The sequence below is a fragment of the Corynebacterium sp. HMSC078A10 genome (assembly GCF_001811565.1).
GTDB lineage: Bacteria > Actinomycetota > Actinomycetes > Mycobacteriales > Mycobacteriaceae > Corynebacterium > Corynebacterium hesseae.
Window position 1 is genome coordinate 1 of the sequence record NZ_KV805224.1, and the last position, 15,022, is coordinate 15,022.

The 15,022-nt window shown below is 58.3% G+C and carries 16 protein-coding genes; all 16 read left to right on the top strand.

The annotated features are described in order from the left end of the window. Positions 1 to 665 precede the first annotated feature (665 nt). The 16 genes from HMPREF2808_RS14000 (at position 666) to scpB (ending at position 14,981) form a co-directional block, all read left to right on the top strand. Entirely contained in the window at positions 666 to 893 is a 228-nt protein-coding gene (locus tag HMPREF2808_RS14000; RefSeq protein WP_083304457.1) for an HNH/ENDO VII family nuclease, read from the top strand. Next, positions 890 to 1,306 carry a hypothetical protein gene (locus HMPREF2808_RS10220; RefSeq protein WP_070524775.1) on the top strand — a complete coding sequence of 139 codons (417 nt, stop codon included), beginning with the start codon at positions 890 to 892 and terminating at the stop codon, positions 1,304 to 1,306. Before HMPREF2808_RS14000 ends, HMPREF2808_RS10220 begins: the two co-directional genes overlap by 4 nt. A 334-nt stretch (positions 1,307 to 1,640) precedes the next feature. Beyond that, a complete protein-coding gene (locus tag HMPREF2808_RS10225; protein ID WP_141752604.1) occupies positions 1,641 to 1,916 on the top strand; it encodes a hypothetical protein in 276 nt (91 codons plus the stop codon). A gap of 131 nt (positions 1,917 to 2,047) precedes the next feature. Next, positions 2,048 to 2,986, top strand: coding sequence for a tetratricopeptide repeat protein (locus HMPREF2808_RS10230; RefSeq protein ID WP_070624600.1), 939 nt, complete (start codon positions 2,048 to 2,050; stop codon positions 2,984 to 2,986). Further along, a complete protein-coding gene (locus HMPREF2808_RS10235; protein WP_070524845.1) occupies positions 2,986 to 3,969 on the top strand; it encodes an HAD-IIA family hydrolase in 984 nt (327 codons plus the stop codon). Before HMPREF2808_RS10230 ends, HMPREF2808_RS10235 begins: the two co-directional genes overlap by 1 nt. 191 nt (positions 3,970 to 4,160) lie before the next feature. After that, positions 4,161 to 4,970, top strand: coding sequence for a TlyA family RNA methyltransferase (locus HMPREF2808_RS10240; protein ID WP_070524781.1), 810 nt, complete (start codon positions 4,161 to 4,163; stop codon positions 4,968 to 4,970). After that, entirely contained in the window at positions 4,967 to 5,878 is a 912-nt protein-coding gene (locus tag HMPREF2808_RS10245) for an NAD kinase (protein ID WP_070524783.1), read from the top strand. Before HMPREF2808_RS10240 ends, HMPREF2808_RS10245 begins: the two co-directional genes overlap by 4 nt. A 38-nt stretch (positions 5,879 to 5,916) precedes the next feature. Beyond that, positions 5,917 to 7,593, top strand: coding sequence for a DNA repair protein RecN (recN, locus tag HMPREF2808_RS10250; RefSeq protein WP_070524786.1), 1,677 nt, complete (start codon positions 5,917 to 5,919; stop codon positions 7,591 to 7,593). 26 nt (positions 7,594 to 7,619) lie between these two features. After that, the gene (gene steA, locus HMPREF2808_RS10255) at positions 7,620 to 8,804 is read left to right on the top strand and encodes a putative cytokinetic ring protein SteA (RefSeq protein ID WP_070524788.1); all 1,185 of its coding nucleotides are present in this window, start codon (positions 7,620 to 7,622) and stop codon (positions 8,802 to 8,804) included. Next, a complete protein-coding gene (locus HMPREF2808_RS10260) occupies positions 8,804 to 9,763 on the top strand; it encodes a copper transporter (RefSeq protein ID WP_070524790.1) in 960 nt (319 codons plus the stop codon). Before steA ends, HMPREF2808_RS10260 begins: the two co-directional genes overlap by 1 nt. Continuing rightward, the gene (locus HMPREF2808_RS10265; protein WP_070524793.1) at positions 9,764 to 10,402 is read left to right on the top strand and encodes an NUDIX domain-containing protein; all 639 of its coding nucleotides are present in this window, start codon (positions 9,764 to 9,766) and stop codon (positions 10,400 to 10,402) included. Between the two features lie 41 nt (positions 10,403 to 10,443). Next, positions 10,444 to 11,322, top strand: a complete 879-nt coding sequence (gene xerD / locus HMPREF2808_RS10270; protein WP_070624607.1) for a site-specific tyrosine recombinase XerD — start codon at positions 10,444 to 10,446, stop codon at positions 11,320 to 11,322. A 46-nt stretch (positions 11,323 to 11,368) separates the two neighbouring features. After that, on the top strand, positions 11,369 to 12,499 hold the full coding sequence (locus tag HMPREF2808_RS10275; protein WP_070524795.1) for a hypothetical protein: 1,131 nt from the start codon (positions 11,369 to 11,371) through the stop codon (positions 12,497 to 12,499). A 165-nt stretch (positions 12,500 to 12,664) separates the two neighbouring features. Further along, entirely contained in the window at positions 12,665 to 13,543 is an 879-nt protein-coding gene (locus tag HMPREF2808_RS10280) for a ParA family protein (RefSeq protein ID WP_180952111.1), read from the top strand. 9 nt (positions 13,544 to 13,552) lie between these two features. Continuing rightward, complete coding sequence (locus HMPREF2808_RS10285; protein WP_070532543.1) at positions 13,553 to 14,350, top strand: segregation and condensation protein A; 798 nt, start codon at positions 13,553 to 13,555, stop codon at positions 14,348 to 14,350. A gap of 16 nt (positions 14,351 to 14,366) precedes the next feature. Next, positions 14,367 to 14,981: an SMC-Scp complex subunit ScpB gene (gene scpB / locus HMPREF2808_RS10290; protein ID WP_070624601.1), complete on the top strand. Its 615-nt coding sequence runs from the start codon at positions 14,367 to 14,369 to the stop codon at positions 14,979 to 14,981. The last annotated feature ends 41 nt before the right edge of the window (positions 14,982 to 15,022 follow it).

Genomic DNA, 15,022 nt, shown 5'->3' on the forward strand with positions numbered 1-15,022 from the left:
CAAAATCAACGCACTCCAAAACCGGAAGGGCCACTAATGCCCACACATAAACACACCAGCCCAGCTTCAAGATTCCGGAGCATATATCCATTCAGATGGAGGAGTGAGACGTTCGACCAAAGGCTCATGCAGCAGAGAAGATGCTTCTTGCACCGCGCCTTGAGCGCATCGGCTTATTAGAATCCTTCATATCAGTGCCTTGGCGGGAAAGTAAGGAGTACGCGATGCGGTTCAGCCAAACGTCAGCTACGTTCTCTCATTCCTACAACGCGGCCTTCGTCAAGGACCTGAAGTCCGTGCGCTTCAGCACACAGAATGGCAATCCTTCCTCTCCCAGGTTTCTCGATGCATTTTGTCGAAGGGGCCTATACCGCAGGTACGTGATGGGCTCGGCGGTTTGCTGTTCTTAGTCATTATGGTCGTGGCCTCGGCCTGCATTTTCCTCTTCGCTCTTCTGCTAAATGGCTTTGATATCTCGTGGCTGCTTGCGTTCTTTCTTGGCGCGTTGTTGTGTTGTCACTTATGTGTTGTCGCGCGTCAGTGGGTGTTGTGTATCAACAGACTGGTAGACAGGTATTCAATCCGCACAAGGAGGTGTGCCTTCCCCGGGAAGTTGGTGGTGGAATTGGCAACAATGTCGATTTAATGAGGCATGGCGCGCCCCTATGGGGATAGATCGAAACCCGGTGAATTTGCACCATATCGGCCAAGATGATCGAACAGCTGTAGTAGAAATTACAAAACAGATGCACACAGAAAACGCTAAAGTTCTCCCTTTATTCCACAGAATGAATGGGAGCGGGTTTCCAACAGATGTAACCCTTGACGCCCGCGCATCCTTTAGGGAGTGGAGACACACATACTGGAAAGAAAAGGCATTGGACTACCTATGACCGGTCAGAAAAAACTCTCAGATAAGCTACTCTCATACTTGTACGGCCACGGACTAAGTAAAAGTGAACTGTCTCAGCTGAAGTCGGTGGCTCCATCTTGGATTCCCGAACAATACTTCCAATTCTGGAAGCATTACACGGCCTTTTCTCCGCCATCGTTAGTTTTCTTCACACCTGCCCCATACGGAGTCTATGAAAACGCCTTCGAAGGGTTTCTAGAAGATTTCCGGTCAGTCGATCTTGTCGATTCAAAACGCTTCTTCCCAGTAGCCTATGATGACGGTTTTGTCTGGGGCGTCTTCGAACAGAAGCCCAATGGGTCGGTTATATGTGGAATGTACGATTTTCAAGAAAAGGACTACGTTGAAGGCCCCTTCAAGACATTCGAGGAGTGGGTTCACAGCTACGGATAAACAGGCTTTGCGAGCCCGGCTCAACTGGATGAATTAACGACGTACTAAATGATCGGAAAGTGGCACAGACGGCACTCCTGGTGCGGCCTTCTAACCGCCAATGACTTCGAAGCACTCACATCAGCTACACCAACCCAAGCAGCATAGCTAACCCCCGACGTGTCTACTTTCCGGGGGTCAGGCCCGTTCACGTGTCTAATTCGCCTCGCCTGGAACAATGGTTGGATTGACTTCTACCCTGTGTTCTTGGGCAGTTTCTTCTGTAGTGAAGGGCACCCCCGAACAGGAAAGAAGCACTACCTGTATGCGACGAAGGGTCTTGTTCTCGCTCCAAATGGCGATTCCCGTTGCATTGAAGTGTGCGTCGAAGGAGTTAGCCCAAACCGGATGGGGTATGCAGGGCGTAGCCCTGGCCCGGGATGCCGAAAGGATTCGTCTTAACGCCATGCGCAACAACGGTTGGACCTTTTGGGCAGTCGTCCGTGGTATGCCATTGGAGCACGGAAGCGTAGAGCATGGACTTAGCTCTTCGCAGGTGGCTGCGGGATTAGAGTGCGTGCGTGATGAGTGGCGTTTGGATGAGGTTGCCTGGCCGCCGAATAGTGTGTAGTCGCCAAACTGGGGCCGTAGGTTGTGGGGCACTTCACTAGCAGATGGTTCGTATTGCCGTTTCTGGGGCCGTGACCTGTAGACTGGTTCGGTACATACGGACACGTCTACCGCAGAAAGTGCATGGCTTTAATGTCTGAATCCAACTCCCGTAACCACGGCCGTGGCCGCGAAGGTTCCGCAGAAGGTAACCGTGGGCACTACGGCTCTGGGGGCCGCAAGTTTGAGAAGCACGGCGGCGCAGCGGGGCGTCGAGAAGAGCGTCGCGGTGATCGCCGAGACGACCGCCGAGGTGGCCGCGCAGGCGCTAAACCTCGCCGCAACGACCGCAATGGCCATGGCAGCGGCAAAAACAAGGTCTCGCACCCACAGCGTTCAGGCTACCGTGAGGAGCGCATCAATCGTCGTATGACAGATCCAGACCTGCCATCTGATATCGACATTACGGATCTTGATTCTTCGGTACTTCAGGATCTTTCGTCGCTCTCCAAGGAAAACTCCGAAGCCGTTGCTAAACACCTCATCATGGCGGCAACGTGGCTTGAGGACGACCCCCAACTATCGCTACGCCATGCACGTGCTGCCAAAGACCGTGCCGGACGTGTATCAGTCGTCCGTGAAATGAACGGAATCGCTGCATATAGGGCTGGAGAGTGGAAGGAAGCCCTTGCGGAGCTGCGTGCAGCGCGCCGCATTTCCGGTGGCCCTGGGCTGCTCGCCGTCATGGCTGATTGCGAGCGAGGCCTCGGGCGCCCAGAAAAGGCTGTTGATTTGTGGCGCGGCGAGGAGGCCAAGGAACTCGCGGCGGAGGACGCGATCGAGTTGGCTATCGTTGCTGCAGGGGCGCGATTGGACATGGGGCAGGCAGATTCCGCCGTAGTTACCATCCAACGCGCAAAGCCTTCTAAGGATTCCACGGGATTCTCGGCATGCCGCCTTTCCTACGCCTATGCCAATGCTTTGTTGGAGGCTGGCCGCAAGGAAGAGGCCCGGGAGTGGTTCCAGCACGCGATTGACATCGATGAAGGAGACTGGACCGACGCTGCAGAGCGTCTGGCCGAGTGCAAATAATGAGTATTCTCAAAACCCATGATTCATTGCTCCTCGATCTCGACGGAACAGTATGGGAGGGCGGACAGGCTCTCCAGTGTGTCGTCGACGTGGTGAATTCCTGCGGTATTCCTGCAGTTTATGTCACGAACAATGCATCCCGAAGCCCCCAAACCGTAGCCGGTATGCTCGGCGAGATCGGCTTGGAAACGGATGCGCAACACGTTGTTACCTCTGCGCAAGCCGTAGTCAAGATCGCTCGTGAGGAACTTCCGGCAGGCGCGAAAGTCCTCGTCATCGGCGCGGACTCATTCCGTTCACTGGCGCGTGAGGCGGGTTTCGATGTTGTACACAGTGCCGACGATAAGCCCGCCGCGGTCCTGCAAGGTATGGACAAGTCGGTGGGCTGGGAGCAGCTCTCCGAAGGCGCGTTGGCAATTAATCACGGCGCAAAGTTCTTTGCCTCCAACCTGGATACGTCTCTTCCGACGGAGCGCGGAATGGCTGTGGGCAACGGCTCGCTAGTCGCAGCTATCGTTTCAACTACCGGCGTAGAACCCATTTCGGCAGGTAAGCCGGAACCCGCTATGTTCACTCAAGCAGCTAAGCTCGTGGGCTCGACGAAGCCTCTAGCTGTAGGGGACCGCCTTGACACGGACATTGTTGGCGGCAACAACGCTGCAATGGATACCTTCCACGTCCTTACAGGAGTGTCCCGGGAGCTTGCTCTGATTGAAGCTACTGCGGAGGAACGCCCTGATTTCATAGGTGCAGGATTCCACGAGCTCTCCTTATCGGCCGCACAGGCGCGCCCAGGTTCCCAGGGAGGCTTCCGGGCACGGTTTGACGGCTACGACATTGTTCTTCAAGGCGGGAACGAGAAATCGACGTCGATCGAGGCGCTGCGCACTGTCCTCGAAGTTGCCTGGGCCGGTGCTGAGCCGCCTCGCTACATTCAGCCACGGAGTGAAGCCGCGGAGAGGGTTGTGTCTACATGGCGGTAAAGCCTCATGACCCGCGCGCGGTTTTGGCTCCCGAGAAGCTGGATGCGTCGCTCGCGGAGATTCTCAATGAACCAGCTGAGAGCCTTGAACAAGAACTTGTTCAGCTGGATCGCGCTCATACTGTGCTGCGGGATGCGCTCCAAGACAATTAGCGCTGACCGTCGAGGATTCTAAGGGAAGAGGAGCTTTTCATGCCACCGCAACGCCGCCGTCTCGACGCGGAGCTAGTGCGCCGAAAGATTGCGCGCTCACGGGAACAAGCCGTTGAGATGATCAAGGCCGGCCGCGTGACCGTCGGGGGCTTCAAGGCGATGAAGCCCGCGACGGTGGTTGAGCCCGAGGTATCTATCAAGGTTGAGGCCAGCGAGGGGGATGATTGGGCTTCGCGTGGCGCGCACAAGCTCCTTGGCGCTCTCGAGGCTTTCGACGTCGATCTTAGGGGAAAGCGTGTGTTGGACGCGGGGGCGTCGACTGGCGGCTTTACCGATGTGTGCCTGCGCCGCGGTGCCGCGGAGGTGCTATCTGTCGATGTGGGCTACGGGCAGTTGTTGTGGCGTTTGCAGAATGACGAACGGGTTACGGTGCTCGACCGCACTAACATTCGCCACCTGACACTTGAGCACACGAATGGTCCCTGCGACGCCATGGTTGGTGACCTATCGTTTATTTCCCTGAAGCTTGTACTGCCAGCGATTGCATCGTGCATGGCTGATGGCGCGTGGCTATTGCCCATGGTCAAACCACAGTTTGAGGTGGGCAAAGACCGGATAGGGTCCGGTGGTGTGGTGCGCTCTCCTGAGCTACGGGCGGAAGTAACCAAGGATGTCGCTATCTTCGCTCAGGGGCTCGGGCTCAGCGTGAAAGGCGTGGCAGCATCGCCGTTACCTGGACCAAGCGGCAATGTTGAGTACTTCCTTTGGTTGGTCAAGGATGGATTGTCCACCCCGGAAGATAGGCTTGATGCAATGATCGAGACGGCTATCAAGGAAGGACCCCAGTGAGCAGTAGTGTCGCCGCGGAGGGCACCAACCGCCGCGAAATTCTTCTTGTTCCGCACGCGAGCCGCGCGGATAATCTTGCCGCTACGCATCGCGCGGCGGAGCTGCTCCAGGAGGCAGGCATCAAGGTGCGCGTGTGCGCAGCGGATACCGTCCTTCCGGGCCTGCAGCATGTTCGGCATACGCCAGCTGCTGCCGAAGGTTGTGAATTGGTGCTGGTTCTTGGTGGCGATGGCACATTTTTGCGCGCGGCAGATATGGCGCGCGCCGTCGATGTTCCCGTGCTTGGAATAAACCTGGGCCACGTCGGCTTCCTGGCCGAGTGGGAAGCGGAGTCGCTCGACCGCGCGTTGGTGCGAGTTATCGAGCAATCCTATGAGGTCGAAGATCGGCTTACTATCGACGTCACCGTGTTCGATGCTGACGGGAAACTGCGTGAGCGTAGCTGGGCGCTCAATGAGGCGTCGATTGAGAATCTCAACCGCTCGGGGGTGCTGGACGCCATCCTCGAGGTGGATGGGCGCCCGGTATCTGCTTTTGGTTGCGATGGCGTGCTCATCTCCACTCCGACTGGATCCACGGCCTATGCCTTCTCCGCCGGCGGGCCAGTTCTGTGGCCTTCTCTTGATGCCATCCTGGTTGTGCCAAACAACGCGCATGCCTTGTTTACCAAACCGCTCGTGGTGTCTCCGGATTCGCAAGTCGCGGTGGAATCGGCGTCGGCGACGACTCCGGCTGTGGTTATCCTTGACGGCTTCCGGGAAGTCTCGATGCCTCCAGGTTCGCGCGCGGAGGTCGTTCGTGGTGAAAGGCCGGTGCGCTGGGTACGTCTAGATCAGCAGCCATTCACTGATCGTCTGGTGTCCAAGCTGCGCCTCCCCGTGGAAGGTTGGCGCGGGCCGCGTCACTAGGTTGTTTAGTGCGTATTCAGGAAGGAAGATAGCTCACCGTGCTCGTTGATATCAGCATCTCTGACCTCGGCGTGATTGAAAGCTCCGCAGCGGAACTATCGCCAGGACTCACCGTGCTCACCGGCGAAACCGGCGCTGGTAAGACCATGGTGGTAACCGGCCTACGCCTTCTCGCCGGCGGTCGCGCGGATGCATCACGTGTGCGCGATGGCGCCGCGAAAGCAGCCGTAGAAGGGCATTTTTCTTCCAGTTCTCTTGCCGTAGCGAAGGTAGTCGAAGAATCAGGCGGTGAGCCAGATGAAAACGGCGAGTTCATTGCCTCCCGCACGGTGTCGGCGGCGGGACGCTCACGCGCCTACTTGGGTGGGCGTTCAGTGCCAGCGGCGACATTGGGGGAGTTCGCCTCCCACCTGATTACTGTGCACGGTCAGAACGACCAGCTGCGTTTGCTATCTGCCGATCAACAATTGGCAGCGATCGATCGCTTTGAACCTGCGATTGACAAGGTTCGCACCGCATATACCGATGCGTTTAGCCACTGGCGCGCGTTGGCTAAGGACTATCAGCGTCGTACGGAATCACGGCGCGAGATGGCGCAGGAAGTTGACAGGTTGCAGTTCGCTATTAAGGAAATTTCCGAGCTCGATCCGCAACCAGGCGAAGATGCCGAACTCGTGACCCTTATTAAGCGCTTGCAAGATGTTGATGCTTTGCGTGAGGGCGCAGCCACCGCTCTCAGCGCTCTGGATGGGGGCGAAGGATTTGGGGATGAGGACACCGCCGTCAATCTTGTCGGCGCCGCCGAATCAGCACTCGCTGGGGCAAGTGATACCGAGCTCGCTCGCCTAGGGGAGCGCGTTAGCGAAGTCACCGCGCAATTGACCGATATCGCTGCCGAGCTCACGACGTATTTGAGCGATCTACCCGCCGATCCCAACCTCCTCGAGGAATCCCTACAGCGCCAACAGGAGCTCAAGCGGCTTACCCGCAAATATGCTGCTGATATCGATGGAGTCTTGGCCTGGCGGGATGCCGCTGAGGCCAAACTCGCTACGTTGGATACCTCTACCGAGGCCCTCGAGGCCTTAAAGAAGGAGGTAATGGAGGCCGAAAAGACGATGGTGTCCAAAGCCGAAAAGCTCACTGCCGCTCGCACCAAGGCCGCGAAGAAGCTCGGGGCTCAGGTTACCGAGGAAATTCATGGTCTGGCCATGCCGAACTCCATCTTGACGGCCGTCGTCAAGAAAACGAAGTACTCCAAGTCCGGCGCGGATGAGGTCGAATTTCAACTCAACGGTAAGCCCTTGGCTTCTGCGGCCTCGGGCGGTGAGCTCTCGCGCGTCATGCTGGCCATGGAGGTAGTTTTGGCCAGCGGCGACGGGACCACCTTGGTCTTCGACGAGGTGGATGCCGGCGTCGGTGGCCGCGCGGCGGTGGAGATTGGGCGTCGTCTAGCGCGGCTGTCCACCACCAACCAGGTCATTTGTGTCACCCACCTGCCGCAAGTGGCCGCCTATGCGGACTCACACTTGCACGTGTCGAAGGAGAAATTCACGTCGGGTGTTGCGGATCTGGCCGCCGAGGAGCGCGTTGAGGAGCTCGCGCGTATGCTCGCTGGCCTCGATGACACCGAGACGGGCCGCGCGCATGCACAAGAGCTCTTCGATAGGGCTCAAGCAGAAGTCGAGACTTTCCGCGCGCCTTCCACACCTTGAGCCCCTAACAGGGGAAACTGTCAGACATGAGTCTGTTTTCCCGTAATACCGATCTGCCTGGAGAACACGGCGCGCTGCGTGATTGCACCCCGGGTGGCAAGGGCATGAAGAAGTTTAGCGCTGGTGACTTCGCAGTCATCAACGCCGCCAATATCTCCCGCCAAGAGGCCCAGACCCTCGTGGATATGAAGCCGGCCGCCGTGATCAACGTCGCGGAGTTCTCCACTGGTTCTATCCCGAATTATGGACCCCACATGCTTCTCGACGCCGATGTCACCCTCATCGAGGGCGTAGGCCAAGATTTTGTGGACAATTTCAAGGATGGAAAGAAGGCGCGTCTGACCGAAGACGGCGCCATTTTTGCGGGCGATACCCAGCTTTCTTCGGGAACGGTGGTTACCCGCGACCGGGCGGAGAAGAATTTTGCTTCTGCCCAGCAGGAACTCATCGATCATATGGAGGCATATTTCGGTAACTCCATTGAGTTCATTCATTCTGAAGGTCCGCTGCTCATCGATGGCCTGGGTGTTCCCGATGCAGGGTCCGTCATGGCCGGGCGCAAAGTTCTCGTGGTCTCGCCCACTGAGGAACACCGCAAGAAGCTGACGCTCCTGCGCAACTTTATCCGCGAGTATGAACCCATCATTATCGGCGTGGATGCTGCCGCGGACACCCTGGTCGAGCTGGGGTACCAGCCTCACTTCATCGTGGGTAACCCCTCCGAGGTGAGCTCGGAAACCCTGCGCAGCGGTGCCCAGGTTATTCTCCCCGCCGAACCGGACGGTACTGCTGACGGGCTCGAGCGCATTCAGGATTTGGGGATTGGTGCGATGACCTTCCCTGCCGCTACGGATTCAGCTACCGATCTCGCGCTGTTGCTTGCGGACTACCACGAGGCTCAGATGATTGTTCAGGTTGGCGGATCCCTCGACCTCGACGACATCTTTGCTAACGAGCCGAATGCTACGCCCGCGGCTTTGCTGTGCCACATGAAGGCGGGCACGCGCCTGGTGGATGCGGACGCTGTTATCAACCTTTATTCCGCGCCAAATTCCGGAGCTATGGGATGGCTGTGGGCGCTGCTTGGCATCCTCGTAGCACTTGCCGTCGTTATTTTGATCGTCGGCTTGGGCGGCGATGAATCCTTCCTCCAGAACCTGATCGATACCTGGAATAACTTCGCGTTAAGCGTGCAGGAGTGGTTTAAGTAATGATGTCGCCTAAGTCCCTCATTATCACCGGCCTCGGTTTCGGCGCAGCCCTTGGCATTGCGTTGGGCACGCTGGTGATTGCTCCAAACATGGATTCCGGATCGGGTCCCGGGGGTGAATCGACCAGTGAGGTGCGCGAGAAATACGGAAAGCTGGTTCTTGACAACAACATCGCGGAGGCCCAGCTAGACTCTGCTGATTCCGTTATGGGAGATCTCGGCCGATACGTGGTGGATGGTTCCTTGGCGCAGCGCCCGGTCATGGTTGTGAGTATGCCCGATGCCGACGACGCCGACGTCAAGGCCGTCAAGGATTTGCTGGGTTCTGCAGATTCCACCGATGCAGGAAGCATCAAGCTGACTGAGAAGTTTGTAGCCCAAGAATCCGCGGACAAGCTTTTGTCCCTCGTTACCACCACGTTGCCGGCGGGAGCGAAGCTCGATAAAAAGAAGATTGATGCCGGCACACATGCTGGTCAGGCACTTGCGGCGGGGTTGATGATGGATGCTGAGACCACCGAGCCGCTTGCATCAGTTGATGATCGCGCGACCCTTTTGCGGGCTCTGCGCGATGCCGGCTACATCGACTACAAGGATGGCACTATTCTTCCTGCTCAGGCCGTGGTCGTCGTGGGCGGAGGCATGACCCCGGGAGAGGAAGACGACAGTGCTGCTGCGAAGTACGCCATTGATACGACGGTCAACTTCCTAGAAGGTTTTGATTCGGTGGATACCGCGATGGTTTATGCCGGGCGCGTGGAATCCGCCGGTGACGACGGCGTCTTGGATAAACTCCGAGCCGACAAGACGAAGATCAGCACCGTGGACTCCATTGATCACCCGGTGTCCCAGATGGCCAGTGTTTTAGCCGTGAAGGAACAACTCGATGGTGGCCACGGTGTGTATGGTTCTGCGGCGAATGCTGACAGCGCAGCGCCGGCGCTGCCGAAGGATCTCTAGATGTCACACCATTTTCGTACGGTGGGAACCGAGCTGCTTGTCGACGCCCCCATCATCGCCGTCCGCCGCGATGATGTCGTCATGCCGGGGGAGGTTATTGCTCAGCGAGAAGTTGTCGAGCACCTTGGTGCTGTGGCCGTTGTGGCGTTGGATGAGAACAACCGTATCGCCATGGTGGAGCAGTACCGGCATAGCGTCGGTAAGCGTCTGTGGGAGCTGCCGGCCGGCTTGCTCGATGTGAAGGGCGAAGACGAGCTAGGCGGCGCGCAACGCGAGCTCCAGGAAGAGGCCGGCCTGGTCGCCGAGGAATGGGCAGTGTTGACTGATCTGGTGACCTCCCCGGGATTCTGCGAGGAAGCCGTGCGCGTGTTCTTGGCGCGAGGCCTGTCGAGCGTGCCCAAACTCAACGCCGAAGGCGACGAGGAAGCTGACATGGGCTTTGCATGGGTTCCCCTTGCGGAGGCTGTCGAGCGCATCCTGGTGGGGGAGATTGTGAACTCCATTGCGGTGGCAGGAATCCTTGCGGCATTTGTCTGCGTGCGTGGGGATGCCACCCCGCGCTCAGTTGACTCTCCTTTCGAGCTGCGCCCGGAATCGATCGCGCACCGGCGCCCGGGTCCGGATCTTAAGCAGCTGTGACGCCCTCTAACCCCGCCGCAGCCGCCGGACAAGCTTGGTTGATGCACCTCATGGTGGAAAAAGGTGCCTCGAAGAATACGGTAAGTAATTACCGTCGAGACATTAACCGTTACGTTAATTGGCTTGCGGAATCTGGGATCACGGATTTGCGCCACGTAACCCGCTCGCACGTGGAGAACTACCTCGTTTACTTGCGTAAGAATCTTGCGCAGTCCTCTGCTAGTCGCGCTTTGGTTGTCGCTCGAGGGTTGCATAAGTTTGCCCTGGCCGAGGGGATGATTGAGGAAGACGTCGCGGCGGAGGTTTCCCCACCCAAGCGGGCGCAACCGCTGCCGGAGACTCTCAGCGTGGAGGATGTGGAGGCACTCCTCGATGCCATCCCTAGCGGAGATACTGCAACGCCCATTGATATCCGAGATCGCGCTCTATTGGAGATGCTGTATGGTACGGGCGCACGTATCTCCGAAATCATCGCGCTAAATGTGGACGATGTGACGGGTGAGGGGAGTGCTTCAGTTCGTGACATTGTGTTGTTGAGCGGCAAGGGCGATAAGCAACGGCTAGTTCCGCTGGGTTCACATGCGGTGACAGCGGTGGAGAACTACCTCGTGCGTGCCCGCCCTGTGCTGGCTACGGGAGTCTCTCACGCCCTGTTCCTCAATACTCGGGGCAAGTCTTTATCGCGGCAAAGCGCCTGGGCCGTGATCAAGACCGCAGCGCAGCGCGCCCACCTAAGTACTAAAATCTCTCCGCATACACTGCGTCACTCATTTGCCACCCATCTGCTCGAGGGCGGGGCTGATGTGCGTACCGTACAGGAGCTCTTGGGGCATTCTTCCGTGACGACGACACAGATTTATACCCACGTCACTGCGGATTCACTCCGCGAAGTGTGGCGCACTGCCCATCCACGCGCTTAAGAGCGCCTAGAATCGTCACGACTTCAACCTAATGAAAAGGATATTTATGGCTTCAACCACTTCTTTGTCCCAAACCTATCGAGCGGTTGCGCTAGCTTCCGTGCTCTCCGTAGGTTCCCTTTCCGGCGTCGCGTCGGACATCGTGAGCGCAACTGGGGTGCTGCCAGGGTTCGGTACGGCCGCCGCCTCTGCACAAGACGCCACCATTCCGGTGCCGGCTGGTCAGACGACGACCGTTTCGCTGCCAGTTCCTGTCGACGTCAACGTGGCCTCCGATGGTTGGAACGTCACTGCTTCTGGCGGCAGCGCTACGGTGACCGCACCACCCGCGGGAGGACAAATCAGTGTGCCGGTGACCTACCAAGGCGTGACCATGACCATCGTGCTCGTGGCCGACGCCGACGTTACTGCCGATGATCTCAACGACGCAGCTGAGAACGGGGATCCGGGCCAGCTCGGCGGTGAGCAGCAGGACCACGAGAACCCGGACAATCCCGGGGGCAACGGGGGACCGGCGGGGAGCGAGAACTCCGATGACAGCGCAGGTGGTGGTGAGCAGAACGGAGGACAGCATCCCGCCGATGGCTCGGCGTCCGCTGCGGATGGCTCTGCTCAAGGCCACGTGCCTCCTCCGCGAACAGGCCGCGGGTGGGAAGGAATTGATGATTCGAATACTTCCTATGTGAACCTGGAATCCACGATTGACGGCCAAACAATCACTGCCAAGCTTGGGCTCAAACAGGCTCTCGACCTGTACAACCGCTTCAAGCACCTTGAGGATGACGGAGTCACGCTGCGCTACCTCAACGCGGAAGGCGAGTTCGTAGAGGGGGTCAAACGGGAGATCGACAAAGGCTCGCGCACCATGACCCTGACCTACCCAGAGGGGGCGGAGCCGGACAATCCTTTCATCATGCAATTCGTGAACAAGGACACTCAGTCCGCTGAGCTGGTAGTGACGCTTACCGATCCAACCCGTGAGAGCGCGAGTGAGGTGCCTGCGGAGCAGCAGCTGGATTCTGATGCAGCTGACAAGGCCGGGGGAGAGGAACAAGGAGACTCGGGGCTTGGAGTTGGCGCACTTGCAGCAGGTATCGCGGGCCTCGGAGTTATCGCGCTCATCGTGTGGCTCGCGCTTAAGGGACGCCGGTCGAAGGGAGCACAGGAGGACGCCTAATCTAGGCCATGGACTTTATTCACCGGTTTTCCTTAGCTATAATCGCGGCGCAGGCACCCACGGGGTACCCTATAATCACAAGGATGTAAGAATGCGGCGCCGCGTGTTGCTGCAAAGCCGAAGCGGAAAGACCGCAAAGGGGCCGTACAGGTCAAGGAAGCAGGTGTGACTGTGAGCGACGAGGGACTGTTTGAGGCCTCGGAAGCACAGGTCGGGTTAACCGGCCGCCCACTGCGGGAGCTTCCGGAACCGGAGCCATTGGAAAAGCATGGTCCCGCCACGATTATTTCCATGTGTAACCAGAAGGGTGGCGTCGGAAAAACCACGTCCACCATTAACATGGGCGCGTGTTTGGCGGAGCTGGGGCGTAAAGTCCTCCTCGTTGACTTGGACCCGCAGGGTGCTCTTTCGGCCGGCCTAGGCCTGACCCACGACCAGATCCAGGACACCATTTATGACGTCATGCTTGATAGCGAAGTCTCAGTGCATTCCGCTATCGTGCACACCGGTGTGGCCGGGCTCGACCTCGTCCCCGCCAACATCGACCTCTCCGCCGCTGAGATCCAGATGGTCAATGAAGTTGGCCGCGAACATACCCTGGCTCGTGCCCTTCGCCCGGTACGCAAGGACTATGACTTCATCATCATTGACTGCCAGCCTTCACTGGGCTTGCTCACGGTCAATGCTTTGGCCTGCTCGCAGGGAGTTATCATCCCCATGGAGTGCGAGTTCTTTTCCCTGCGCGGCCTCGCGCTGTTGACCGATACCGTGGAGAAAGTAGCGGACCGCATTAACTTCGATCTCGAGGTCATGGGAATTCTGGTTACCATGTTTGATCGCCGCACCCGCCACGCCCGGGAGGTCATGGACCGCGTGGTGGAGTATTTCGGGGACAAGGTCTTTGACACGGTGATTACACGTACTGTTCGTTTCCCAGAGACGTCGGTAGCCGGCGAGCCCATTACTACCTGGGCTCCCAGCTCCCAGGCAGCCAAGCAGTACCGCGACCTGGCTAAAGAGGTCATCGAGCGAGCTAACGGCTAGTCGCTCATTATGACCCAACCGGAGATTACCGGCTTTCGCATCGCCCTGGGCAATTTTGAGGGCCCTTTCGACTTGCTGCTGCAGCTGATTCAGGCGAAGAAGCTGGACGTTACGGAGGTGGCGCTGTCTGAAGTTACCGATGAGTTCGTGGCCTATACGCGTGCTTTAGGGGCAACCGCGGATTTGGATGAAACCACGGAGTTCCTTCTTATCGCCGCAACACTTCTGGATTTGAAGGCCGCTCGATTATTGCCGCGTGGCGAAGTCGATGACTTTGAAGATCTTGAGCTCCTGGAGACTCGCGATCTCCTCTTTGCACGCCTTCTGCAGTACAAGGCTTATAAGCAGGTTGCCGACCAGTTCGCGCAATGGCAGCGCGCGGCCCAGCGGCGTTATCCGCGTGCGGTGGCGATGGAGGAGCGCTTTAGCAACCTTCTTCCGCCAGTCAAGATTGGGCATACTCCAGCCACGTTCGCCGAACTCGCAGCTGGTGTCTTCCGGCCCAAACCCCCGGAAGAGGTTGCCACAGGCCATATTCACCAGGTTGCTGTCTCCGTGCCGGAGCAAGCCGGAAAGATCCTCACGACGCTCAAGATGCTGGGCACAGGGCAATGGATGAGTTTCGAAGCCTTAACCAGGGACTGCACCATCTCTATGGAGGTCGTCGGACGTTTCCTGGCGTTGCTGGAGCTCTACAAGGCCAAAGCGGTTGATGCTTCCCAACCAGAGTCTTTGGGGCCACTTGAATTGTCCTGGACCGGGCTCGACGTGGACCCGGCCGTCGTCGCGGCGGCAAACTGGGATTAGGGTAGGCTACCGAGTCATGGACGATACGTCATCCTTGGCCCCCAGCGACCTCGTAGCCCCGAGCCGACAGGGAGCTTTGCCTCTTATTTCACAGTTGCGCTCACGCCTGGAGTCCATCCTCCTCGTTATTGATTCCCCAGCCAGCGTGGAGGAGCTGGCCCGTGTACTGGATGCGGAGGTCACCGTCGTCAGTGATACTCTGCGTGCACTAGAGCGCGAGCTGAGCGAGCGCGGCTCCGGCATCGATCTGCGTGAGACACCGGAGGGCTGGCGCTTTTATACGCGTAAAGAGAACGCAGATGCCGTCGAGCAGTTTGTTCTCGATGGCACCCAAACCAAGCTTTCCCGCGCGGCATTGGAGACCTTGGCAGTTATCGCATACCGCCAACCGGTCACCCGAGCCCAAGTCGCTGGCGTACGCGGCGTCAACGTCGACGGAGTAGTTCGTACGCTCATGTTGCGGGGGCTCATCCGGGAGATAGAGAGCCCAGAGCCCTCAGCTGGCAACGCACATCAGTATGAGACTACTGAGCTTTTCCTAGAGCTACTCGGTATTGATTCCCTCGAGCGCCTCCCGGATCTCGCTCCGCTGCTGCCAGACATCGAGCAGATCGACGAGGACTACTCATAAAGGCGCTGTCTGCGGTAGGATTGCGGCCGGACATCGGCGCG